The sequence below is a fragment of the Cupriavidus sp. 05T42 genome (assembly GCF_056396345.1).
The window spans coordinates 66,115-89,066 of the sequence record NZ_JBFTLH010000023.1 but is presented as its reverse complement, the minus strand read 5'-3'; the positions used below and the strand labels follow the sequence as shown (position 1 = coordinate 89,066).

At 68.3% G+C, this 22,952-nt stretch carries 20 protein-coding genes; 10 read left to right on the top strand and 10 right to left on the bottom strand.

Translation table 11 applies throughout. The features are described from left to right. Positions 1–181: 181 nt before the first annotated feature. The 3 genes from AC1EJR_RS23910 to AC1EJR_RS23900 all read right to left on the bottom strand — a co-directional run bounded on the left by AC1EJR_RS23910 (position 182) and on the right by AC1EJR_RS23900 (position 3,438). Entirely contained in the window at positions 182–754 is a 573-nt protein-coding gene (locus AC1EJR_RS23910) for a BPSL1445 family SYLF domain-containing lipoprotein (RefSeq protein ID WP_477113641.1), read from the bottom strand. A 242-nt stretch (positions 755–996) separates the two neighbouring features. Next, positions 997–1,878: a DUF2950 domain-containing protein gene (locus tag AC1EJR_RS23905; protein WP_441592354.1), complete on the bottom strand. Its 882-nt coding sequence runs from the start codon at positions 1,876–1,878 to the stop codon at positions 997–999. A gap of 66 nt (positions 1,879–1,944) precedes the next feature. Next, positions 1,945–3,438, bottom strand: a complete 1,494-nt coding sequence (locus AC1EJR_RS23900) for a DUF3300 domain-containing protein (protein ID WP_477147651.1) — start codon at positions 3,436–3,438, stop codon at positions 1,945–1,947. 193 nt (positions 3,439–3,631) lie between these two features. Between AC1EJR_RS23900 and AC1EJR_RS23895 the strand changes: the two genes are divergently transcribed. Both AC1EJR_RS23895 and AC1EJR_RS23890 read left to right on the top strand, forming a co-directional pair. Continuing rightward, a complete protein-coding gene (locus tag AC1EJR_RS23895; RefSeq protein ID WP_477147650.1) occupies positions 3,632–5,233 on the top strand; it encodes a phospholipase D family protein in 1,602 nt (533 codons plus the stop codon). Between the two features lie 155 nt (positions 5,234–5,388). After that, positions 5,389–6,558: a porin gene (locus AC1EJR_RS23890; RefSeq protein WP_092300840.1), complete on the top strand. Its 1,170-nt coding sequence runs from the start codon at positions 5,389–5,391 to the stop codon at positions 6,556–6,558. Positions 6,559–6,586: 28 nt separating this feature from the next. On the opposite strand, the gene AC1EJR_RS23885 is transcribed toward AC1EJR_RS23890, so the two are convergent. Next, a complete protein-coding gene (locus AC1EJR_RS23885) occupies positions 6,587–7,609 on the bottom strand; it encodes an AraC family transcriptional regulator (protein WP_477147649.1) in 1,023 nt (340 codons plus the stop codon). A 160-nt stretch (positions 7,610–7,769) separates the two neighbouring features. Here AC1EJR_RS23885 and AC1EJR_RS23880 point away from each other — a divergent pair, with 160 nt between their 5' ends. From AC1EJR_RS23880 to AC1EJR_RS23870, 3 genes are read left to right on the top strand one after another with little or no spacing between them, the layout of a single operon-like run. Further along, on the top strand, positions 7,770–8,825 hold the full coding sequence (locus tag AC1EJR_RS23880; protein ID WP_092300846.1) for a beta-keto acid cleavage family enzyme: 1,056 nt from the start codon (positions 7,770–7,772) through the stop codon (positions 8,823–8,825). Between the two features lie 18 nt (positions 8,826–8,843). Continuing rightward, positions 8,844–9,083, top strand: a complete 240-nt coding sequence (locus tag AC1EJR_RS23875; RefSeq protein WP_092300849.1) for a DUF1289 domain-containing protein — start codon at positions 8,844–8,846, stop codon at positions 9,081–9,083. Between the two features lie 43 nt (positions 9,084–9,126). Beyond that, positions 9,127–10,104, top strand: a complete 978-nt coding sequence (locus tag AC1EJR_RS23870; RefSeq protein ID WP_477147648.1) for a Bug family tripartite tricarboxylate transporter substrate binding protein — start codon at positions 9,127–9,129, stop codon at positions 10,102–10,104. Positions 10,105–10,188: 84 nt separating this feature from the next. Here the strand turns inward: AC1EJR_RS23870 and AC1EJR_RS23865 are convergent, their stop codons facing one another. From AC1EJR_RS23865 to AC1EJR_RS23855, 3 genes are read right to left on the bottom strand one after another with little or no spacing between them, the layout of a single operon-like run. Continuing rightward, positions 10,189–11,850 (bottom strand): fatty acid--CoA ligase, encoded by a 1,662-nt coding sequence (locus AC1EJR_RS23865; protein WP_477113644.1) that lies wholly within the window; start codon positions 11,848–11,850, stop codon positions 10,189–10,191. A 20-nt stretch (positions 11,851–11,870) separates the two neighbouring features. Then, positions 11,871–12,719, bottom strand: a complete 849-nt coding sequence (locus tag AC1EJR_RS23860; protein ID WP_477113645.1) for a TauD/TfdA dioxygenase family protein — start codon at positions 12,717–12,719, stop codon at positions 11,871–11,873. A gap of 11 nt (positions 12,720–12,730) precedes the next feature. After that, positions 12,731–13,711 carry a quinone oxidoreductase family protein gene (locus AC1EJR_RS23855; RefSeq protein ID WP_092300861.1) on the bottom strand — a complete coding sequence of 327 codons (981 nt, stop codon included), beginning with the start codon at positions 13,709–13,711 and terminating at the stop codon, positions 12,731–12,733. Positions 13,712–13,892: 181 nt separating this feature from the next. Between AC1EJR_RS23855 and AC1EJR_RS23850 the strand changes: the two genes are divergently transcribed. Next, positions 13,893–14,957 carry an AraC family transcriptional regulator gene (locus tag AC1EJR_RS23850; protein ID WP_218158059.1) on the top strand — a complete coding sequence of 355 codons (1,065 nt, stop codon included), beginning with the start codon at positions 13,893–13,895 and terminating at the stop codon, positions 14,955–14,957. On the opposite strand, the gene AC1EJR_RS23845 is transcribed toward AC1EJR_RS23850, so the two are convergent. After that, positions 14,915–16,615: a SulP family inorganic anion transporter gene (locus AC1EJR_RS23845; RefSeq protein WP_477147647.1), complete on the bottom strand. Its 1,701-nt coding sequence runs from the start codon at positions 16,613–16,615 to the stop codon at positions 14,915–14,917. The two genes, AC1EJR_RS23850 and AC1EJR_RS23845, sit on opposite strands and share 43 nt — an antisense overlap. Positions 16,616–16,666: 51 nt before the next feature. Further along, positions 16,667–17,524, bottom strand: coding sequence for a polyphosphate kinase 2 (gene ppk2 / locus AC1EJR_RS23840; RefSeq protein WP_477108669.1), 858 nt, complete (start codon positions 17,522–17,524; stop codon positions 16,667–16,669). Between the two features lie 194 nt (positions 17,525–17,718). On the opposite strand from ppk2, the gene AC1EJR_RS23835 reads away from it, so the two are divergent. The 4 genes from AC1EJR_RS23835 to AC1EJR_RS23820 all read left to right on the top strand — a co-directional run bounded on the left by AC1EJR_RS23835 (position 17,719) and on the right by AC1EJR_RS23820 (position 22,472). Next, entirely contained in the window at positions 17,719–17,973 is a 255-nt protein-coding gene (locus AC1EJR_RS23835) for an RNA recognition motif domain-containing protein (RefSeq protein WP_092300873.1), read from the top strand. A gap of 132 nt (positions 17,974–18,105) precedes the next feature. After that, the gene (gene loiP, locus AC1EJR_RS23830) at positions 18,106–18,867 is read left to right on the top strand and encodes a metalloprotease LoiP (RefSeq protein ID WP_092300876.1); all 762 of its coding nucleotides are present in this window, start codon (positions 18,106–18,108) and stop codon (positions 18,865–18,867) included. A 271-nt stretch (positions 18,868–19,138) separates the two neighbouring features. Continuing rightward, on the top strand, positions 19,139–20,824 hold the full coding sequence (gene aspT / locus AC1EJR_RS23825; protein WP_477147646.1) for an aspartate-alanine antiporter: 1,686 nt from the start codon (positions 19,139–19,141) through the stop codon (positions 20,822–20,824). A 19-nt stretch (positions 20,825–20,843) separates the two neighbouring features. Continuing rightward, complete coding sequence (locus AC1EJR_RS23820) at positions 20,844–22,472, top strand: bifunctional aspartate transaminase/aspartate 4-decarboxylase (protein ID WP_477147645.1); 1,629 nt, start codon at positions 20,844–20,846, stop codon at positions 22,470–22,472. Positions 22,473–22,569: 97 nt separating this feature from the next. On the opposite strand, the gene AC1EJR_RS23815 is transcribed toward AC1EJR_RS23820, so the two are convergent. Beyond that, positions 22,570–22,944, bottom strand: coding sequence for a hypothetical protein (locus AC1EJR_RS23815; RefSeq protein ID WP_092300885.1), 375 nt, complete (start codon positions 22,942–22,944; stop codon positions 22,570–22,572). Positions 22,945–22,952: the final 8 nt, after the last annotated feature.

Below are 22,952 nucleotides of genomic sequence, written 5' to 3'. Positions count from 1 at the left end.
CGCCGCCGCAGCCGCCCGGTGCGCGGCGCCGGCGCGCGCGGCGGGGCGCGCTTGTGCGGCAATGCGCGCCACAGCGCGTCCGCCACTGCGCAGCCGGCGGCCACGCTGGCCACTGCCAACAGCCACGTCGTCCCATGTGGAATCCGGGGGGATCGGCTCATGCGGTCTCTCCGCGGCCCGACTAGATGTCGAGCTTGCTGATCTTGGTGCCTTCCAGCGAGAGGTTCGCCATCAGGCCGGCATTCGTCACCACGAAGGCGACGATCGGCGCGCGCGCCGTGTTGGTGTCGATCAGCCCGTTGGCGCCGACCTGCGCCACCGCGACGGAGCCGTCCACCCCGGCCGTCCAGCCCTTGCTTTGCTGGAACTTCTGCAAGGCTTCCGGCGTCATGAACATCATCACCATCATCTTGGACTGCGCGCCGGCAATCAGCCCGAAGGCCGCGGTGGAGGTGCGGTAGTAGCCCGCCGGCTGGCCGGCAGTGCGGAGCACGCCCTCCCCGTACTCGCCGCCGATACCCAGCCCGGCGGCGATGATCTTGGGAAAGACGAGAATCCCGGTGGCCTTGCTGGCCAGGGCCTGCGAGCCGTTGACCGAGCCATAGAGCCGGTTCAGCGCGCCGTCCGCGCCCGCGTCGATTTCCTTGCGTTTGCTGGCGTTATCCGAGGCGGAACCGGAAGAGGTGGTACAGGCGGCGTTGAGACTGGCCAGTGCGGCCACGCCGAGCAGGGTCGTGAACGAACGACGATTCATGGCAGTTACCCCCTGGAGCTTGTGCGTCCATGTTTTGCTGACTGCGCGATCTGCGCGTACTGCGCCCGGATATACGTTGCGCTGCACCCCGGATAAGGCCAGGAATCGTCAAGAAAGACGACAAAGCGAATTCGCCAGATTCGTGATCTATGTATGGTCGGCTTTCACATTAGTGGGCGGCCTGCGCAATTGCAATCTCTTCCTGCACACGGACGCCGCCCTGCGGGGGCGGCGCCGGAGGCTCAGGGGGCCGTCTTGGCCCATCCCGGGCCAGGATCGAAGCGGGTCATGGCCTGCGCGCGCGCCGCGCTGTTGGGACCGAGGTCGGCTTCGTACACCTGGCCCTCGTGGTTGACCATGAAGCTCTTGACGCCGGTATCGCCGTATCGCACGGGCCACGCCACGATGGCAAAGCCGCCGAACAGCCGGCCGTTGACCACGTAGTCGTAGGCACCGCCGGGCGCCGCCGGTCCTTGTGCCGTCAACAATTTATAGCGATAGCCGTAGTAGCCGTCCTGCGTGGTATTGCCCTTGCCGACAGCCAGGAAGGCGGGGCCGAGCGGGCTCGGCGGCTCGCCGCCGCCCGTGGGCCAGTACAGGCCGTCGCGCTTGCCGGGCGAGCTGGACAGCTTGCCGGCATAGACCAGCACGCCGTCGCCGTCATGATCGACGCTGGCGTATTCGCGCTGGGCGTCGCAGACCGCCAGCATGGTCTGGATGACAGCCAGCTCATTGCGCCCGATACGCCGCACGCGCATCTCGTCCACGCCCTCGGGCACGTTGAAGTACCACCCCTGCGCCGACTTCACCAGCGGCACCGGCAAGGTCCAGCCATCGTCGCCCACCGCCACAAGGGCGCGGTCGGCACCCTCGGGAAGTATCTTGTGCGACACACTCCAGGCACTCAGGAAGCGGTAGCGCGCGTCCGCGCCAACGGGCGGGATCAGGCGCCGGTAGTCGCTACCGAGCAGGGTGCCCAGCGCGGCGTCGTCGCTGGTCGCCACGGCGTCGCCAAATGCCAGCATGGCGGCTTCGGGCGATGGGAAATGCCGCTGGCTGGCAGCCCACGCCGGGCCCGGCCATGGCCATGTCAAGGCCATCACGATGGCTGTCGTGGCCGCCATCCAGCGGGCCCTTCCGGCAAGCCGCCCCAGGCGGTGCGTTGATCGCGCGGTCATCGTCTCCCCTTTTCAGCGCCTGCCGCCGCCACCACCACGGCCACCCCCACCGCCGCCACGGCCACCGCCGCCGCCGAAGCCGCCGCCTCCCCCGCCGCCACGGCTGCCCGCGTGACTACCGCCACCGCCGCCGGTTCCACGGMTGCTGGCGTGCCCGCCGCCAAAGTTCGATTGCTGCGAGCTGGCGCGGCCACGGTCCATGTCGCGCTGCGCACTTTGCCCGCCKCCTACGCCCTGGAAGGCATTGTCCCGGCCTGCCCCGCTGCCCGAGCCCATGTCGCCCCGGCCACGGTCCGTGCTCAGGCTGCGGTCGCTGGCTTGTCGATTGCTGGCCTGCGCGCGGTCGCCGCCGGCGCCTTGGCGGTCGCCCCGGTCGCCCCCTTGCCGGTCGCCCCGGTTTGCTGACCGATCAGAAGCTGTTGCCCGATCGCCGCCGACGCCATCGCGTCCGCCGTCACGGCCACCATCGCGCCCACCCTCACGTCCGCTCTCACGGCCACCATCACGTCCACCCTCCCTGCCGCGATAGTCGCTGCGGCGGTCCGCCCCGCCCGAGTTCTTGCCGTACTTCTCGCGCGAAGCGTTGTCCCGGTACGACACGCCCTGCCGGTGACTGGAATCGTGCTGCCACTTGCCGCCGCCCTGCACCTTGGTGCGGTCGAAATTGCGGTCGATATTGGTGGCCCGGTTGACGTCGATATTCACATCGCCGCCGCCCCAGTTGCAGCCGCCGAAGATGGCGCCCGCCGCTGCCAGCCCCACGCCCCAGGCGAAGCCGGTGGCCAGCGCCGCCCCCGGGTAGTAGGCCGGATACGGGGGCCAGTAGTACGGCGGATAGCTCGGATAGCCCCATGAGCCGTAGACCACGGTGGGGTTGTAGGCCGGTACATAGATCACCTGGGGATTGGCCGGCTCGACGCGGATGATGGTCTCGGCGACCGGTGGCGGCTGGCCCTGCACCGGCGCGGGCCCTGGCTCCACCGACACCTTCTGCTGCTCGTTGGTCTTGAGGTTGCCCGAGTCCCGGGCGCGGGCGCGCAGGCGCTGCACCGCCGCCAGCACATCGCGCTCCTGGGCCAGGAACGCGTCGCCGAGCTTCTGCGTCCAGTCCAGCTTGTCGCTCATCGGCTCCAGCACCTGCGGGAAGGCCACCAGAGACTTCACGCTGACATCCCAGGGCTGGTTCTCCACGGCCTTGACCGCGGCGTCGCCCTTCACATTGGGATTGGCCTTGACCCAGCGCGCCGCATACACGATCTCGAGCGGATACGTGGACGCCATGAGCACCTGGGAGAGCACGGAATCGGGATAGAGCGCGATCGGCGCCACGAGGGACTCGAGTTCCTCGGGCTTGAAGGTCGGCGCCGCAGGCGCGGTGGATGCCGGCGGCGCGGCGGGTGCAGGGGTCTGCGCCGCCGGGACACCGGGTGCGGTGAACATGGCAAGCCACGCCACGGCGACCAGAACGCGCGCGCAGGACATCAGTCGCTCGAGCCAACGAGCCATGGCTGCCTCCTCTCTCCGGGAAGCGGTTTGCAATCTCCGCGATGCCGGACTATGTTCGTAGCACCTCTTGCGTAGCCGTAACGCTTGCTTTTCCCGGGGCAAGCATTCCCATTCTCGACGCCGTCGGCGCCAATTTGTATTGGCCTTTGGACTTGGCCAGCGCGGGCGGCCTGCCCTTCCCCGGGAGACATGCATGACCGCTGCCGCACGCGTGCTGGCCCGGGTGGCGATGGTCACGATGGTGGCAGCCGCGCTGCTGTCCGGCTGCGCCAGCCTGCCCCCGGCGGACGGTGAACCGAGCCACGCGATGACAGACACCGCGCAAACCACGCTCGGCCGCCTCGCCGCGCAGCGTCGCCCTGACCCGCCAGACCAGAGCGCCTTCCACCTGCTGGCGGACAACGTCGACGCGCTGATCGCCCGCGTGCTGCTGACGGAAAAGGCCGAGCGCTCGCTCGACCTCCAGTACTACATCTGGCACGACGACGCCACCGGCCGATCCCTGGCCCATGCCGTGCTGCGCGCGGCGGACCGGGGCGTGCGCGTGCGCGTGCTGCTGGACGACATCGGCGTGGGCGCCGACGACAACCTGCTGCTGGCCGTGGACGCCCATCCAGCCATCGAGGTGCGCATCTTCAACCCGGTGGCCAGCCGCGCCTTCCGGCGTGCGGGCGCGCTGCTGGACTTCTCGCGCGTGAACCGGCGCATGCACAACAAGGCGCTGATCGCCGATAACCAGGCCGCCATCGTCGGCGGGCGCAATATCGGCGACGAGTACTTCGGCGCATCGCCCGCCGTCAGCTTTGGCGATCTGGACGTGCTGACGCACGGCCCCATCGTGCGCGAGGTCTCCGGCGCGTTCGACGCCTACTGGAACAGCGAGGCGGCCTATCCGGTGGGCACGCTGACCGGCCGCAGCGCCGACCCGGAAGCCGTGGCCGCGCTACGCGAGCGGCTGGATGCGCTGGCGGCGGCCCAACAGGACCACCCCTACGCCGTGCACGCGCGCGAGCGGCTCCAGCAGGTACTCGCCGAGCCGCCCGCCGTCGCCGCATGGGRCCGCGCCGMGCTGCTCTACGACGATCCCGGCAAGATCACGCGCGCTGCCGAGGACACGGCCGGCCATCTGGTGCCCCAGTTGCGCGCGCTGGACGTGCAGCCGCAGCGCACGCTGCTGATCGTCTCGCCCTACTTCGTGCCCGGCGAGGCCGGCGTGGCGTGGCTGCGCACGCTGCGCGAGCGCGGCGTGGCCGTGACGGTGCTGACCAACTCGCTCGCCGCCACCGACGTGGCCGCCGTGCACGCCGGCTACAAGCGCTACCGCGAGACGCTGCTGCGCATGGGCGTGGTGCTGTACGAGGTCAAGCCGATGCACGACCCCGAAGCCGCGGCGGGAACATCGGCAAAATCGACCAAATCGGGCAATACCAAGCTGTCGGCGTTCGGCAGCTCGCGCGCGTCGCTGCACGCCAAGACCTTCGTGGCCGACGACAGCGCCGTCTTTATCGGCTCGATGAACCTGGACCCGCGCTCGGTGCAGCTCAACACGGAGCTGGGCGTGGTCTGCGTGAGCCCGGCGCTGGCCGCGCAGGTGGCCGGCGCGATCCTGCCGAATCTGGGGCGCATTGCGTGGCGGCTCGCGGAGGAGGACGACCCCGAACGGGGCCGCCAACTGATCTGGATCGACGAGGCGAACCCGGACGCCGCCCCGCTGACCACGGAGCCCGAGTCCTCCGTGCTGCGGCGCGTCGGCGTGTGGTTCATGGGGCTGTTTCCCATCGAATCGCAGTTGTGAAGTGACTGCCGCGCCCGTCCTGCAGGGCAGGTTCGCGTTTTCCCGATCTGTCCCGAAATGAAAAAGGATTGTCCCCGACAGTMAAATCGGCAGCGCCCGTTCCGCCAATACTCCGACCCGGTTGCACATAACTCGAACCGAGACACGGAGACAACATGAAGGCCAGGAATATTGCCGCAGCGGCGCTGATGACCACTGCGGGAACGGGTGCAGTACAAGCACAATCGGCGGTCACGCTATATGGCGTGGCCGACGTGAACGTCGAATACGCGAATCACGTGGGCGCGGTGCCGGTCGCCACGAACCAGTTCAACCGCGGGCAGGGTCACGACGTGGTACGCATGAACTCGGGCGGCCTMGCCGGCTCCCGTTGGGGTATTCGCGGCACCGAGGACCTCGGTGGCGGCGCGAAGGCCATGTTCGTGCTGGAGTCGGGCTTCAGCCTGGACTCGGGCACGCTGCAGCAGTCGGGCCGGATGTTCGGACGTCAGGCGTTTGTCGGCCTGCAGCGCACGGGACTCGGGCAGATCACCTTCGGGCGCCAGTACACGTCGATGTTCGAGGCGCTCGCCAACTTCTCGCCCACCGCCTACGCCACCCAGTACGAGCCGGTGGTGCTGCAGTCGGGCGCCAACTTCCGCGAAGACAACACCATCAAGTACACGGGCCAGTTCGGCCCGGTCACGGCGCTGGCGCACTGGTCCTTCGGCACCGGCCTGGCGCTGCCGGCCACGGTGGGTGTGGCCACGCCGATCGGCGGCAACGGCGAAGTGCCGGGCTCGTTCCGGCGCGACACCGCCTACGGCGCGGCCGTGGCCTACGCGGCCGGCCCGTTCGGGGTCACCGTCGGCTATGACCAGTGGAACCCGACCATCGGCACCAGCAGCGGCACGCTGCGCAAGGCGGCCATCGGCGGCAGCTACGGCTTTGGCGATGCCAAGATCATGGCCGGCTACCGCTGGGGCCAGAACAAGAACGCGGGCGGCACGGTGATCCAGCGCGACGACCTGTACTGGATCGGCGCGCTCTACCAACTCACGCCGGCCGTCGGCCTGACGCTCGAGTATCACTACGACGATCTCAAGAGCCTGGCCGGCGCGACGCAGCTCGCCAACCCGTGGCAGATCGGCTTCGTGGCCAACTACGCGTTCTCCAAGCGCACGGACGTGTACCTGACCACCGCCTACGCCAAGAATGCCGGCCTGATGCTCGAATCGCTGGCCACGGTCTACGCCAACAGCCTCTCGCTCGGCAACAGCTACGCGCTGGGCAATGGCGAACGGTCGATGATCGGCGCCGCCGTGGGCATCCGCCACCGCTTCTGAGCCCCGTGCTCAAACCGCCGCCAGCCCCTCAGCCGGCGGTGGTCGTTTTTGCCTCCGCCTTGCCCATGCGCCTGGCCGTGACGCTACAGCCGAAGCGGCCGCAGAACCAGCGCGAAAAAGCACTGAGCGATGAAAACCCAAGCAGCGTGGCCACTTCCGAGAGTGGCCGCGTGGCGTTGTCGATGTAGCGCAGCACGAGGTCCGCGCGCKCCGCATCGAGCACATCGGAATACGTCGTCTTTTCCTGGGCCAGCCGCCGGTGCACGGTGCGCCGATCCACGCTGAGGTGCTGGGCCACGCGGTCCACCGTGCACAGGCCGGTGGGCAGCAGCGCGTAGATCAGCTTGCGCACCTGGTCCTGCATCGTCGCGGACGACTGCGCCAGCAGCGTGCCGAGGTACTGCTTCACCTGCCGCGCCATCACCGGGTCGTAGGATGGCAGCGGCGCCTCCAGGTCCGCCGCCTGGCAGACGATGCCATCGAAATCCTGCCCGTAGTCCGCCGGCATGCCGAACAGCTGCAGCGACGTGGCCGTGCTGGCCGGCGCCGCGTGCGTGAAACTGATGCTGCGCGGCCGCCACCCGGTGCCCAGGAACAGCCGCAGCATGCGGAACATCACCCCCACTGCGAGATCGGAGGCCTGGCGCATCGTGCCGGGCCGCTCGCTCAGAATCTGCAGCCGGATCACTACCAGCGGCCCCGCCTCTTCCACCCACATCCCCAGCGCCTCGTTCTGCAGGTCCATATAGCGAACCATCGACACCAGCGCCTCGCGCAGCGTGGGTGCCTCGCGCACCACGAAGGCCAGCGGGCCCAGGTTCGAGAACTCGCGCAGCGCCGCCATGCGCAGGCCAAAGTCGTCCACGCCGGCCGCTTGCGCCGAGGCATCGAGCAGCCCGCCGACCAGTTCGGCCCGGATGCGCAAGTCGGGATCCAGCAACGCGGAACGGGCGATGCGCGCCGCGCGCAACTGCTGGTAGGGGTCGAGCCCGACGGCCCGCGCCACATCCACGTAATGGGTCAGGCTGGCGCCGCGCAACGTATAGGACATAGGCACATAGAAGGATGGATGCGTGCTTTCCCGGGGTGTCCCCACAGGTTAATTCAATGTCCCGTCATGTCAAACCGCGTATACCCGCTGGCCGATACTTCGGACACCGGCGCCCCGCGTGCCGTCCGCACATTCCCACCGCACCCAGCGAGGAGACAACATGCAATTTCTTGACGATTCCCTTCACCCCGAGACCATGGACAAAGTGGTCATCACCGTGGCGCCGTACGGCCCCGAGTGGATGCCCGAAGACTTCCCGGAAGACATCCCCGTCACCATGGAAGCCCAGATCCAGAAAGCCGTGGATTGCTACGAAGCCGGCGCCACCGTGCTGCACCTGCACGTGCGCGAACTCGACGGCAAGGGCTCCAAGCGCCTGTCCAAGTTCAACGAGCTGATCGCCGGCGTGCGCAAGGCCGTGCCGGACATGATCATCCAGGTGGGCGGGTCGATCTCGTTCGCACCGGAAGACGAAGGCGAATCCGCCAAATGGCTCTCGGACGACACGCGCCACATGCTGGCCGAACTCACGCCGAAGCCCGACCAGGTGACCGTGGCCATCAACACCACGCAGATGAACATCATGGAGCTGCTGTACCCCGAGTACGTCGCGGGCACCTCGCTCGAGAACCCGGCGTACCAGGCGGCCTACAGCGAGATGACCGTGCCGGCCGGCCCGGCCTGGGTGGCCGAGCACCTGCGCCGCCTGCAACGCGCCGGCGTGCAGCCGCACTTCCAGCTGACCGGCATGCATGCGCTGGAGACGCTCGAGCGCCTGGTGCGCGCCGGGGTCTACCTGGGTCCGCTGAACCTGACCTGGATCGGCATCGGCGGCGGCTTCGACGGCCCCAACCCGTTCAACTTCTTCAACTTCATCCACCGCGCGCCGGATGGCTGCACGCTGACGGCCGAGTCGCTGCTCAAGAACGTGCTGCCGTTCAACATGATGGCGATGGCGATGGGCCTGCACCCGCGCTGCGGCATCGAGGACACCATCATCGACCAGCACGGCAATCGCATGAGTTCGGTGCAGCAGATCCAGCAGTGCGTGCGCGTGGCCAAGGAACTGGGCCGCGAGATCGCCACCGGCAAGGAAGCCCGCGCGATCTACCGCATCGGCACCTGGTACGACAGCGCCGAAGAGACGCTGCGCGCGCACGGCATGGCCCCGAACCGCCGGGCCGGCGAGCGCAACCTGCCGCGCCGTCCCGCCTGATACTGGCTGACGCACGACATGGACGCACTGACCGATCCCTGCATCAATATCTGCCGCATGGACCTGTCCGGCCAGTTCTGCCAGGGGTGTCGCCGTACCCCCCTGGAGATCGGCCGCTGGCCCCGCATGACGCTGCTGGAGCGCGCCGCCACGCTGGCGGCCATCGCCCAGCGCCGCAATCCCGGCAGTTCCAGCAGTTCCGGCAATACCTGCAGCCCCTGCAACCCCTGCAATACGGGAACAAGACACGCCGCCTGAGCGTGCCTGCCCTACTATTCCAATACATCGAACGGAGACAAGCATGGCCCAACGCCTTGCCCACCTGATACCGCGGCGCACCGCCGTGGCTGTCCTGCTCGCGCTGGCCATGCCGGCCGCGTTTGCGTGGACCAACAAGCCGGTACGCATGCTCGTGCCGGCCCCCGCTGGCGGCACCATGGACGTGGTCGCCCGCCTGCTGGCGGAGCAGCTTTCCGCCGATCTCGGCCAGCCGGTCGTGGTCGACAACAAGCCCGGCGCGGGCGGCGGCATCGCCATCCACACGCTGATCGCCGCACCGGCCGATGGCCAGACMATCATGGTCACGGCCAGCAACGTGCTGACCGAGATCCCGCACGTGCTGAAAAGCAACTTCGATCCGCTCAAGGACATCCGCCCCGTGGCCGCCATCGCGCGTTCGCGGTTGCTGATGGTCGGCGCGCCGCAACTGCCGGCCAAGGACTTCAAGAGCCTGGTCAGCTACGCCAAGGCGCATCCGGGCAAGCTCGGCTTTGCTTCGTACAGCGCCGGCACGGCCTCTCACTACGCGGGGATGATCGTCAACCAGAAGACCGGCATCGACCTCCAGCACGTGCCGTTCGCGGGTTCCGGCCCGGCCCTGACGCAAGTCATGGGCGGCCAGATCGCCGTGATGTACGACGGCATGGTCACCTCGCTGCCGCTGATCAAGGCCKGCAAGCTCCAGCCCTACGCGCTGGCCGCCAAGACGCGCTCGCCACTRCTGCCTGACGTGCCGACCTTCGCCGAACTCGGCTATCCGGACGTCGACTTCAGCAACTGGATCGGCGTGGTGGCCTCGGGCCAGATGCCGGAAGACCTGGCGCGCAAGATCCAGACCGCCGTCGACAAGGCCGCGCAGACCCCCAAGGTCCGCGCCCGCATGGAAGCCCTCGGCTACGAGCCCATCGCCGAACTGCCGCTACCGCAACTGAGCCAGTCCGTGCGCGCCGAGTTCGACCGCAACGCAGGCATCGTGAAGACGTTCAATATCCAGCCTTGATCCAATCCCGCCCGATCCGATCGGGCAATGAGTAAGGCCAGCCTCGCGGCTGGCCTTTTTGCTGCTCTCCTCCCCCGGCCGGGGTCAGCCTTGCGCGGACTCGCGCAGCTGCTTCTTGTTGATCTTGCCGACGCTGGTCTTGGGGATCTCCGCCACGAAGACGATGCGGTCCGCCTCCGGCACGGCGAACTTGCTGAGGCGGTTGCCGGCCACATGGTCCAGCAGGCGCTGGCGGATATCGGCCGCATCCACCGCGTGGCCGGGCTGGCCAACCACGAAGGCCATCGGCCGCTCGCCCCAGCGTGCGTCCTGCACGCCGATCACTGCGCACTCGCGCACGCCGGGCACCTGCGCCACCAGCCCCTCCACCTCGAGCGACGACACCCACTCGCCGCCGGTCTTGATCACGTCCTTGATGCGGTCGACGATGCGGACGCCGCCATCCGCGCCCATCACGGCGATGTCCTGCGTATGCAGGTAGCCGCCGGCCCACAGCGCTTCGGAGGCCTCCGGCTTGCCGTGGTACGACTCGGTCAGGTACGGCGCGCGCAGCACGATCTCGCCCTGGTGGCGGCCATCGTGCGGCACGTCGCGCATCTGTTCGTCCACGATACGGAAGTCGACCATCGCCACCGGTCGCCCCGTGGCGCAGCGCATGGCGATCTCGGCTTCGCGGCTGGCCGGACGGACACCGGGCGCGAGCTGGGCCAGCGCGACGATCGGCCCGGTCTCGGACATGCCGTAGCCCGAGAACACGTCGATGCCGGCATCGAGCGCCGCCGCGCACAGCGCCGGCTGGAGGGCCGAGCCGCCGATGATGACGCGCCAGTCGGACAGGTCCTGCCCGGTCTCGCCGGCGGTCTGCAGCAGCATCTGGAGGATGGTCGGCACGCAGTGCGAGAACGTCACGCCCTCGGACGCACGCAGCGCCAGCAGCTGCGCCGGCACGTAGCGGCCCGGCAGCACCGTCTTCAGCCCCAGCAGGATGGCCACGTACGGGATGCCCCACGCCAGCACGTGGAACATCGGCGTGATCGGCATGTACACGTCTTCGCGGTGCAGGCGCTGGCCCGTACGCGGTGAGCACAGCGTGGTGGCCGTGGTCAGCGCGTGCAGCACGATATGACGATGGCTGTACGACACGCCCTTGGGGTCGCCCGTGGTGCCGGTGGTGTAGAACATCGCCGCGCGGGTGTTCTCGTCGAACTCCGCGAACGGGTAGTCCGGCGAGGCCGCCGCGAGCAGCGCCTCGTACTCGCCGTCGAGCGGCAGCGTGGTGGCCGGCGCCGGCTCGCCATCGGCCATCAGCACGAAGCGCTTGACGCCGGTTAGCTGGTCGCGGATCTCCTCGAGCAGCGGCAGGAAGTCACGGTGCACGAGCACGATCTCGGCCTGCGAGTCGTTGAGCGTGTACAGGATCTGCGCCGGCGAAAGCCGCACGTTCACGGTGAACAGCGTGGCGCCCATCATCGGCACGCCGAAATAGCATTCCAGGTAGCGGTGGCTGTCCCAGTCCATCACGGCCACGGTGCTGCCGTGGCGGGCACCCAGCGCGCCCAGCGCCGAGGCCAGCTGGCCGATGCGGCCGCGGAACGCCCGGTAGGTGTAGCGTGTGGTGCCCTGGTAGGTGATCTCCTGCTCCGGGCTCAGGCTCAGCGCGTTGACGAGCAACTGGCTGACCAGCAGCGGGTAGGCGTAGGCCGAAGGGGTGGAGACGATGCGGGCATCGGTCTTGAAATCTGTCATGTGAGGCATCTCGCGGTCAGTCAGTAAGGCACGTCACCGACGATGCCGGCGCGCTCCATCTTGCGCACGGTAGGCGCGTAATCCTGCACGGCGTAGTGCTGCGTGCAGCGGTTGTCCCAGATCGCCACGCTGTTGCGCGTCCAGCGCCAGCGCACCTGGAACTCGGGAACCTCGGCCTGCGCGCACAGGTATTGCAGCAGGTCGCCCGAGCCGGGCATGAAGTCCTTGCCGAAGCGGACGGTGTCGCCCCGGTGATAGTTGACGAAGTGCGAGGTGAAGGCGTTGACGAACAGCACGGGCTCGCTGGTTTCCGGGTGGATGCGCACCACCGGGTGCTCCACCATCGGGAACTGGGCCGCCAGGGCGGCGCGCTTCTCCGGCGGCATATTGGCGCCGAAGGTGTGCTCGATGCTGTGCTTGGCGCGAAGGCCGTGAATGCGGATCTTGATGTCGTCCGGCAGCCGGCGGTACGCCTCGGCCATGTTCACCCAGATCGTGTCGCCGCCCACGGGCGGGGTTTCCACGCAGCGCAGCACGCAGCCCATCGGCGGCGCGGCGCGCCAGGTGGCGTCGCAGTGGAACGAGTTCTCGTAGTGCTCCACCTTGCTGTCGGGCGACTTGTAGATGCGCACCAGGCCGGGGTGCTCCGGGTCGCTGCCGACCACCGGGTGGTCCTCCAGCTCGCCAAAGCGGCGCGCGAAGGCCACGTGCTCGGCCCGGGTGATGTCCTGGTCGCGCAGGAACAGCACCTTGTGCTGGAGCAGCGCCGACTTGATCTCGGCAAACAGGCCGGCATCGCGCGACGCCTCGCCCAGGTTGACGCCGGACAGTTCGGCGCCGATATGGCAGGTCAGGGGTTCCACTCGCATGGCGGTCTCCTTCAAATCACGAAAATCGACGAACCGGTCGTGCGGCGCGACTCGAGGTCGCGGTGCGCCTGCACGGCATCTTCGAGGGCATAGGTCTGGTGGATCTCGATGCCGATGCGGCCGGCGCCGACGTGGTCGAACAGTTCGCCCGCCAGCTCCGCCTTCTCGGCCGGATCGGCGATGTAGTCGGCCAGCGCCGGGCGCGTGACGAACAGCGAGCCCTTCATCGCCAGCAGCACCGGGTCGAACGGCGGGATCGGGCCGGAAGCCGTGCCGACGCAGACCAGCGTGCCGCGCCGACGCAGCGAGTCCAGCGAGGACATGAAGGTGGTCTTGCCGACGCTGTCGAACACCACGTCCACGCCCTGCCCGTCGGTCAGCTCGCGTACGCGCTGGGCCACATCCTCATGGCTGTAGTTGATGGTGTAGTCGCAGCCATGGGCGGCGGCGATGGCGGCCTTGGCATCGGTGGACACCGTGCCGATCACCGTCAGCCCGAGCAGCTTGGCCCACTGCGAGACGATCAAGCCCACGCCGCCAGCGGCTGCGTGCAGCAGGATGGTGTTGCCCGGCCGGAACGCGTGGATGCGGCGCATCAGGTAGGCGGCGGTCAGGCCGCGCATGGTCATCGCGGCCGCGGTCTCGAAGCCAATCGACTCGGGCAGCCGGATCAGCGGCGCCGCCGGCATGATGCGCTCGCTGCTGTACGCGCCGAGCGTGTTCAGGAAGCCGGTGTAGGTCACGCGGTCGCCCACGGCGACGTTGCGCACGCCCTCGCCCACGGCCTGGATCACGCCAGCCGCTTCCACGCCCATGCCGGACGGCAGCGGCACCGGATACGTGCCGTTGCGGAAGTAGGTATCGGCGTAGTTCAGGCCGACAGCCACGTGCCGGATGCGGACCTGGCCCGGGCCGGGATCGCCCACTTCCACCTCTTCCAGCCGCAGTACCTCGGGGCCACCCGTTTCCATCATGCGTACGATTCTTGCCATGCCAACTCTCCTGTCAGGCGGAGCGGCACACCTTGCGCCGCGTTGAGCCCAATGTAGGCCCGGGGGGTCGCGGCACGCGTGACAATTCCTTCCATCGACTTTGCAATTCGCGCCACCCGCGCCTATCATCGGCGCACGGATGCCCGGGATCACACCGGACACTCAGCCAGGGGGAGACGGCTTGGATACACGGATACGCGCCGCGGCGCTTACCAATTTCTTTGAAGTGGCGGAGGCGCGCGGGCTCAATGTGCAGCCCCTGCTGCGCCAGGCCGGCCTCAAGCGCACCCTGCTGGCCGATCCGGACTTCCGTGTGCCGATGGCCGCCTGCGTGACGCTGCTCGAGGACGCGGCGGCAGCCAGCGGCTGCGACAACTTCGCGCTGCGCATGGCCGAGTCGCGCCAGCTGGCGGACTTCGGCGTCATCAGCCTGCTGATCGCCCACCAGCCCAACCTGCGCGCGGCGCTGGCCACCATCATCCGCTACCGCCATCTGGTCAACGAATCCGTGGCGATGCTGCTCGAAGACGCCGGCAGCTCGGTCATCATCCGCGTGGAAGTGGTGGGCGAGGCGCCCTCGCGCCAGGCCGGCGAACTGGCGATGGGCGTGGTCTTCCGCCTCTGCAACGCGCTGCTTGGCGCACGCTGGCAGCCGCTGCGCGTGTGCTTCACGCACCCGGCGCCTGCCGACGAGAGCGTGCACCGGCGACTGTTCCGCTGCGGGCTGGCCTTCAACGACGAGTACAACGGCATCGTCTGCCGCGCCGTCGACCTCGACGTGCCGAATCCGGGCGCCGATCCGGCCATGGCGCGCCACGCCCAGCGCGTGGTGGAGGCGCTGCCCCGGCCCGCCGCGCCGACCGTCGCCCATGAGGTACGCGGCGCCATCGCCCTGCTGTTGCCGATGGGCCGCGCCACCGGTGCTTCCGTCGCCCAAGGGCTCGGCATGAGCCTGCGCACGCTGCAGCGCGCGCTCGGCGACGAAGGCGCGAGCTTCCACGACATCCTGCACGCGGTGCGGCGCGAGCAGGCCCCGCGCCATGTGGAGAACCCCCGGGTGCCGCTGGCGCAGGTGGCGGTGCTGCTCGGCTACGGCTCACCGAGCACGTTCACGCGCTGGTTCACGGGGGAGTTCGGCATGGCGCCCTCGGCATGGCGCGCGCAGGCCGCCACGCGGGTGCCGGGGCCGCCTGACGAGACGGCTTACGACGACGAAGCCGCCGGCGACGAAGTTTCCGGCGACTGAAACCGGACCAGCGCCTGTTCGAGCGTGGCGAACATCCGGTGCGCGCCCAGCGCGTCGGCCAGCGTGGCGCGGCGCACCATCGCCAGCACCTCGGGGTTCAGCCCGGCCAGCCACAGCGACACGCCCTGCTCCCCCAGCGCGCGCTCGGCCTCGATCAGCATCTTGAGCGCCGTGTATTCGAGATCGATCACACCGGAAAGGTCGAGCAGCACCACGCGCGGCATATCCTCCGTCACGTGCTGGCGCATGCGCTGACCCAACCGCCGCGCATTGGCGAAGAACACGCGCCCTTCGGGCCGCAGGATCAGCAGCCCGGCGAAGACCTCGTCACCGGCATGCTCCGGCGAGAGCGGCCGGAACACATTGGTGCCGCGCTTGCGGGCCAGCACGTACAGCGGCGGGTCGGCCGCCTGGTAGGCCAGCGCCAGCAGCGACACGATGATCGCCACGAGAATGCCCTGCAGCGTGCCCAGCCCCACCACGCCAGCCATGGCGACGAGCGCCCACACGAACTCCATGCGCCGAATCTTGCGGATGGCGCGGAACTCGGCCGGATCGATCAGCCCGATCGAATAGACGATAACCACGGCGGCCAGCGTGGCATTGGGCATCAGGCCGATCACCGGCGCCAGCAGCAGCATGGTGCCGAGCGCGGCGCCGGCCGTGACCAGCGCGGCGAGTTGCGAGCGTGCCCCGGCGCGCTGGTTMACAGCGGTCTGGCTGGTGCCGCCACCGGCCACCATCGCCCCGAGCAGGGCACCGCCGGCATTGGCGAGCCCCGTGGCCAGCAGTTCGCGGTTCGGCTGCGGCGGCGGCTCGCGCTCGTGCGCAAAGGCCCGGCCGGCGGCGATGGTCTCGGTKAAGCTCATCAGCGCGATGCCGAGCGCGGACGGCCACAGCGTGGCCACCATCGACAGGTCCGGCAGCATCACCGCCGGCAGCCCCGTGGGCACCCGCCCGACGATCTCCACGCCGCGCGCCGGCAGGTCCAGCAGCGCCACGGCCGCCACGCCGAGCGCCACCGCAATCAGCGGCGCCGGCGCCCGGGGCAGGCGCCAGACCATGAACGCCAGCAGGGCGAGGGTGACGAGCGCAATCGCCAACGTCGGCATCGACGCATGCGGCGCGCCCTGCACGATCGCCCACACGTTGTGCGGGAACGACCCCTTGGCGAAATGGATGCCGAGCAGCTTGGGAATCTGGTCGACCACAATGACGATGCCGATGCCGGCCTTGAAGCCCACCAACACCGGCTCCGAGATGAAGTCCGCGACGAAGCCGAGCCGCAGCGCGCACGCGGTCCCCAGCACCAGCCCCACCAGCAGGGCCAGCGTGGCCGAGGCCACCAGCAGGTTTGCCGAAGGATCGGCGGCAGCCACCTGCGCCAGCGCCGCGCCGGCCAGGATCGCCAGCGTGGTAGTGGTGCTCACGCTGAGCAGCCGCGAGGTGCCGAGCAGCGCGTAGATCGCCATCGGCACGCAGGCCGTGTACAGACCCACCTGCACCGGCAGCCCGGCGATGGTGGCGTAGGCGAGCGACTTCGGAATGACCACGGCCGCCGCACCCAGGCCCGCGACCACATCGGGCCGCAGCCATTCGCGGCGATAGCCGGCCAGCCAGGCCGGCATCCACCCGTGCAGCGCTCCATCGGCTTTCATGCGCGCCCTCCGCGTGCCAGCGCCCTGGCGGCGCCGGTATCGTCAATATCGTCAGTACCGCGTGGCGATATGGCGGAACGGGTGGTCCGACTCGCGGTAGCCGCCGCGCTTCTGGCGCTCGGGCAGCTTGGGCGGCTTGCGCGCCGGCGCCTGGTACGGAATCCGATCCAGCAGGTCGCTGATGATGTTCAGGCGCGCGCGCCGCTTGTCGTTCGAATCGGCCACGTACCAGGGCGTGTCGGGGGTGTCCGTGGCGGCGAACATGGCGTCGCGCGCACGCGAATAGTCGTACCAGCGGCTGTAGGACTTCAGGTCCATGCCGGTCAGCTTCCAGGTCTTGCGGCCATCGTGGATGCGCGCCTGGAGCCGCCGGGTCTGCTCGGCCTGGCTCACTTCGAGCCAGTACTTGATCAGGATCACGCCGGAGGCGATGATGGCGCGCTCCACCAGCGGCACGGAGCGCAGGAAGCTCTCCACGTCGTCCGGCGTGCAGAAACCCATCACGCGCTCCACGCCGGCGCGGTTGTACCAGCTGCGGTCGAAGATGACGATCTCGCCGGCGGCCGGCAGGTGCGGCAGGTAGCGCTGCACGTACATCTGGCTCTTCTCGCGGTCGGTCGGGGCGGGCAGTGCCACCACGCGGAAGATGCGCGGGCTCACGCGCTCGGTCAGCGCCTTGATCGTGCCGCCCTTGCCGGCGCCGTCGCGCCCCTCGAAGACGATGCAGATCTTGCTGCCGCTCTGCACCACCCATTGCTGGAGCTTGACCAGCTCCACATGGAGTTCGCGCAGCGCCGCGAGATAGTCCTTGTTCGACATGCGCGCGCCCGCCTCCGGCGGCGGCGGCGGCGGAGACGGGTACGAGTCCTCCGGCGCGCGGTCCTTGCCCTTCTTCGATGACTTGCTCATGCGCGGCCCTCCTCTGGCAGGGGAGAAACAGGGAGCGTTCCGCTTACAGTGTGGTGGCTTTGCCGGGCGGAGGCAAAGGGAAACAGATTGGCCTTTGGGCCCGCCCCGGTTGCCGCGCGCGGCGCGTGGGGCTAAGGTTCGATTGCGGGCACCGCCGACCCGCCATTCACCCGGTTCCGCCAGGAGGCGCGATCATGGCCCTATTCATGCTGACCAACGTACCGGATGGCACCACCGACGAGGAACTGCTCGCCTTCCTCGGCAAGTACGGCATTCCGGCGCCGGACGAGATCGAGCATATCGAGGGCGACGGCTCGCGCCCCTCGGTCATGCTGACCTTCCACGCAGTGGATGCGGACGCGCTCCAGCTGCTGCGCCCGCGCATCCACGACATGTACTGGAAGAACAAGCGGCTGTCCGTGATGGTGCTGCACGAGCGGTTTACCTGAGCCACCCGCCGTCAGCCATGTCGGACGAACTCCACTAGCCAGCCCCCCGCCGGCTTGCCTATCCTTTCCCTGCGCCGCATCCCCCGTGGATGTTGTCTGCATGCCATGACATTTGACGACTCAGGGAAGACTATGAACCGCTTCACCGCCCCCGCCGCATCGGCCAGCGCGGCCCTTGGCTGCGCGCTGCTGCTCGCCGGCTGCGCCGGTGCCGACATGAACAGCCTGACGCAGGCCGGCGGCAGCCTGTTCACCGCCGCCACGCTCTCCGACATGAGCGTCAAGCAACTCTCCGACCAGTCCTGCGCCGAGATGGACAAGAAGAACACGCTCGCCCCGGCCGACAGCCCCTACACCAAGCGGCTGGCCACGGTCATGAGTGGCCTGCAGAACACCGGCCTGCCGCTGGACGCCAAGGTCTACGTGACCAAGGACGTCAACGCCTGGGCCATGGCCAACGGCTGCGTGCGCGTCTACAGCGGGCTGATGGACATGATGAGCGACGACGAGGTCCGCGGCGTGCTCGGCCACGAGGTCGGCCACGTGGCGCTCGGCCACACCAAGTCGGCCATGCAGGTGGCCTACACCACCGCCGCCGCGCGCGGGCTGCTCGGCGCCACCGGCAACGCCACGCTGACCGCGCTGTCCTCGTCGCAACTGGCCGCCATCGGCGAGCAGTTCGTCAACGCGCAGTTCTCCCAGCGCCAGGAAAGCGCCGCCGACGACTACTCGTTCGACCTGCTGACCAGGAATGGCGCTAACCGCCAGGCGCTGGTCACCGCGTTCCAGAAGATGGCGACGCTCGATGGCGGCCAGTCCAGCATGCTCAGCTCGCACCCGGGCTCGGCCCAGCGCGCCCAGCATATCCAGGAGCGGCTTGCCAGCGGCAAGTAATGATTTGCGACGCCGGCGCCACCCCCGGCGCGGCGTCCGATTCGTCACATTCCTCCAATGCGTTTAATACGCATCCAAAACAATTCAGTACGGGCTGAATAACGCCACGCGGATAATCCTTCACGTCTGCCGCCCCCGGCAGGCGTCCGACGAGGAGCCCCCGCCGCGCCATGGATTTCACYCGCCCTCCCAGTTCGCCTCCCGCTGCGTCACACACCCCCTGCCGTTCCCCGTCAAAACTTTGACCCTGTGTCGCGTTTCAGGAGGTCCCATGGATTGGTTGCATACCATCTTCCAGAAATCACCCGAGTCGGCGCTGTTCCTGTCGCTGGCGGTCGGGTACGCCATCGGCAAGATCACGTTCGGCAAGTTCCAGCTGGGTGGCGTGGCCGGCTCATTGCTGGCGGCCGTGATCATCAGCCAGGTGGGCGTGGAGATCGACAACGGCGTGAAGGCCGTGATGTTCGCGGTCTTCATCTACGCGGTGGGCTATGAAAGCGGCCCGCAGTTCTTCAACTCGCTGAACCGCAGTTCGCTGCGGGAAATCGCCATGGCGGTGTTCATGGCCGTGGCGGGGCTCGTCACGGTGGTGGTGCTGGCCAAGATCTTCCACCTCGACAAGGGCATCGCGGCGGGGCTGGCGGCGGGCGGCATGACCCAGTCGGCCATCATCGGCACGGCCGGGGACGCCATCACCAAGCTCGGCCTGCCGCCGGACCAGGTGAAGATCATGCAGGCCAACGTGGCGATAGGCTACGCGGTGACCTATGTGTTCGGCTCGCTCGGCGCGATCATCGTCTGCGTGAACATCCTGCCCCGCTTCATGGGCAGCGACCTGAAKACTGACTCGAAGAAGGTGGAGGCGTCCATGCACGGCGGCCTGCCGCAGTTCGGGCCGGGCCAGGCCGGCGCGCTGCCCCGGCTGGTGGGCCGGCTGTTCCGCGTGGGCGGGGCGGCGGGCAAGACCGTGGCCCAGATCGAGATGGGCGGCGAGGACCTCGTCACGGTGGAGAAGATCCAGCGCGGCGGCAAGGCGCTCGAGTTCAAGCAGGACACGGTGCTGAACGAGGCCGACGTCGTGCTGCTGGTGGGCCGACGCGACGCCATGGTGCCCACGGCGCTCCAGATCGGCGAGGAAATTGCCGATGCGGAAGGCATGGGCATGGTCATGCAGACCCGCCGCGCGGTGTTCACGGCCACCGGCATGAACAACAAGCCGCTGGGCGAGATCGTGGCCGGCGTGGAGCGCGAGATGCGGCACGGCGTGTACCTGGAACGCATCGAGCGCTACGACCACGCGCTGCCGATCCTGCCCGACCTGAAGCTCCAGCACGGCGACATCATCACCTTCTACGGCACCCCGGCGGACACCAGGCGCGCCGCCGAGCGCGCCGGCTACGAGCTGGTGCCGAGCGAGAAGACCGATTTCGTCTACTTCGGCACCGGCGTGCTGGTGGGCCTGCTGATCGGCCTGCTGGTAGTGCGCATCGGCGATATCCCGCTTACGCTGGGCTCGGGCGGCGGCGCGCTGCTGTCCGGCCTGGTGTTCGGCTGGGCGCGGTCCAAGCATCCGATGTACGGCGCCATGCCGACGGCCGCGTGCCAGCTGCTGAAGGACTTCGGCCTGGCCGCCTTCGTGGCCATCGTCGGTATCAACTCGGGCCTGCAGGCCGTGCACACACTGCGCGACAGTGGCGTGACCATCTTCCTGCTCGGCGCCGTGGTCACCCTGCTGCCGCTGTTCCTGACCATGCTGTTCGGCCGCTACGTGCTGCGCTACGACAACGCCGCGCTGCTGGCCGGCGCGCTGTCTGGCTCGCGCAGCGCCAACCCCGCCTTCGGCGGCATCCTCGACAAGGCGGAGAGCCCGGTGCCCACCGTGCCGTTCGCCATCACCTACGCGCTGGCCAACGTGCTGCTGACCCTGCTGGGTCCGCTCGTGGTCGGACTGGTCTGATTTCCTGAAGGAGCGATTGATGAGCAAACCGGATCTTGCAAAACTCTCCAGCCTGTCGCCGTTCGAACTCAAGGACGAACTGATCCAGCTGGCCAGCGGCGACGCCAACCGCCTGATGCTCAACGCCGGGCGCGGCAATCCGAACTTCCTGGCCACCGTGCCACGCCATGGCTTCTGGCAGCTTGGGCTGTTCGCGATGCGCGAGTCGGAGCGGTCGTTCTCGTACATGCCCGAGGGCGTGGGCGGCTTTCCGCGGCGGGATGGCATCGAGGAGCGTTTCGACCTCTTCGCCCGCGAATTCGAGAACGTGCCCGGCGTGAAGTTTCTGGCCGGCGCGGTGTCCTACGTGCGCGACCAGCTCGGCCTGAACGCCGGGGATTTCCTGTACGAGATGTGCGAAGGCATCCTGGCCTGCAACTACCCGGTGCCGGACCGCATGCTGAAGCTGTCCGAGGTCGTCGTCGGCCAGTACATCCGCAAGGAGATGATCGGCGACCATCCGTTCATCGGCGAGTTCGACCTGTTCGCGGTGGAAGGCGGCACGGCCGCCATGACCTACCTGTTCAACTCGTTCCGCGAGAACCACCTGATCAAGGCCGGCGACACCATCGCGCTGGGCATGCCGATCTTCACGCCCTATATCGAGATCCCCGAGCTGAACGACTACCAGCTCGTGGAGCTGATGGTCGATGCCGACCCGAAGGCGGGCTGGCAGTACTCCAAGCAGGAGTTGGACAAGCTGCGCGACCCCAAGGTCAAGGCCTTCTTCCTGGTCAACCCGAGCAACCCGCCGTCCGTGCGGATGAGCGACGAGAGCCTGGAGTACCTGGCCTCCATCGTCGAATCCCGCCCGGACCTGATCATCCTCACCGATGACGTGTACGGCACGTTTGCCGATAACTTCGTCTCGCTGTTCGCGCTCTGCCMGCGCAACACCATCCTGGTGTACTCGTTCTCGAAGTATTTCGGCGCCACAGGCTGGCGGCTGGGCGTGATTGCCACGCACCGCGAGAACATCTTCGACGAGCAGCTGGCCAAGCTGCCGGAGGCGCAGCGCAAGGCACTGCACAAGCGCTACAACTCCATCACCACCACGCCGGACCAGCTCAAGTTCATCGACCGCATCGTGGCGGACAGCCGTACCGTGGCCCTGAACCACACGGCAGGGCTCTCCACGCCGCAGCAGGTGCAGATGGTGCTGTTCTCGCTGTTCTCGCTGATGGACACGCCGGACGCCTACAAGCAGGCGATGAAGCGGCTCATCCGCAACCGCAAGGCCGCCCTGTTCCGCGAGATCGGCATCGCGCCGGAGAACGCGGACGACCCGAATGCGGTGGATTACTACACCCTGCTCGACATCGAGCAACTGGGCGGCAAGGCCATCGGGCCGGAGTTCGTGAAGTGGGTGCTGGGCTCGGCCGAGCCGGTGGAACTGCTGTTCCGCCTGGCCGAGGAAGCCGGCGTGGTCCTGCTGCCCGGCCGGGGCTTCGGCACGCAGCACCCGTCCGGCCGGGTATCGCTGGCGAACCTGAACGAGTCCGACTACGTGAAGATCGGCCGCTCGATCCGGAAACTGTTCGAGGAATATGTCGAACGGTACAACGAGGCGACCGGCAACAAGGCCGATGCGAAGGTGACGAAGAAGTAAGCGGCGGGGCAGGTTGAACCGCCTGCCCTCTCCCCCGCCCCTCTCCCGAAGGGCGAGGGGAGAAAACCGTCGGCATTCAAGCGCCGCTGGCGCCCAATTACTCGCGCAGCGCTCCGCAGCATCGATTCGGGCACCCCGGCCCAAATTCGATGGCGACAGAGGAATCGGTGGCGCCGCTGTAGTCCCGCCCTGTCGGATTCAGGCGCACCGTCGCCCCGCCGTAGACGATGGTCTTCGGCTCCTCGCCCATGCTGACAAGGAAATCCTTTATCCAGTCGGCGCGCCGCTCCGCAATGGCCTCGGATGCTCCCCGTTCCTTTACATAGCTCACCAGGATGAACAGATCGCGTTTTGGGTAGCTGCGCTGCAGCTCCGCAACCCAGGCACCTAGCCTGCCAGCCTCCGCACCGGCTAACTGATCGGCCTCGGTGGAAAACCTCGCGTTGAACTGCTCGCCCGGCTTGCATGCCATTGCGATGG

Bases quoted from the DNA above. Each gene is read 5' to 3' on its own strand.
- AC1EJR_RS23910 (WP_477113641.1), bottom strand. From the start codon at position 754: ATGAATCGTCGTTCGTTCACGACCCTGCTCGGCGTGGCCGCACTGGCC.
- AC1EJR_RS23905 (WP_441592354.1), bottom strand. From the start codon at position 1,878: ATGGCGGCCACGACAGCCATCGTGATGGCCTTGACATGGCCATGGCCG.
- AC1EJR_RS23880 (WP_092300846.1), top strand. From the start codon at position 7,770: ATGCAATTTCTTGACGATTCCCTTCACCCCGAGACCATGGACAAAGTG.
- AC1EJR_RS23875 (WP_092300849.1), top strand. From the start codon at position 8,844: ATGGACGCACTGACCGATCCCTGCATCAATATCTGCCGCATGGACCTG.
- AC1EJR_RS23865 (WP_477113644.1), bottom strand. From the start codon at position 11,850: ATGACAGATTTCAAGACCGATGCCCGCATCGTCTCCACCCCTTCGGCC.
- AC1EJR_RS23860 (WP_477113645.1), bottom strand. From the start codon at position 12,719: ATGCGAGTGGAACCCCTGACCTGCCATATCGGCGCCGAACTGTCCGGC.
- AC1EJR_RS23855 (WP_092300861.1), bottom strand. From the start codon at position 13,711: ATGGCAAGAATCGTACGCATGATGGAAACGGGTGGCCCCGAGGTACTG.
- ppk2 (WP_477108669.1), bottom strand. From the start codon at position 17,524: ATGAGCAAGTCATCGAAGAAGGGCAAGGACCGCGCGCCGGAGGACTCG.
- AC1EJR_RS23835 (WP_092300873.1), top strand. From the start codon at position 17,719: ATGGCCCTATTCATGCTGACCAACGTACCGGATGGCACCACCGACGAG.
- loiP (WP_092300876.1), top strand. From the start codon at position 18,106: ATGAACCGCTTCACCGCCCCCGCCGCATCGGCCAGCGCGGCCCTTGGC.
- AC1EJR_RS23815 (WP_092300885.1), bottom strand. From the start codon at position 22,944: ATGGCATGCAAGCCGGGCGAGCAGTTCAACGCGAGGTTTTCCACCGAG.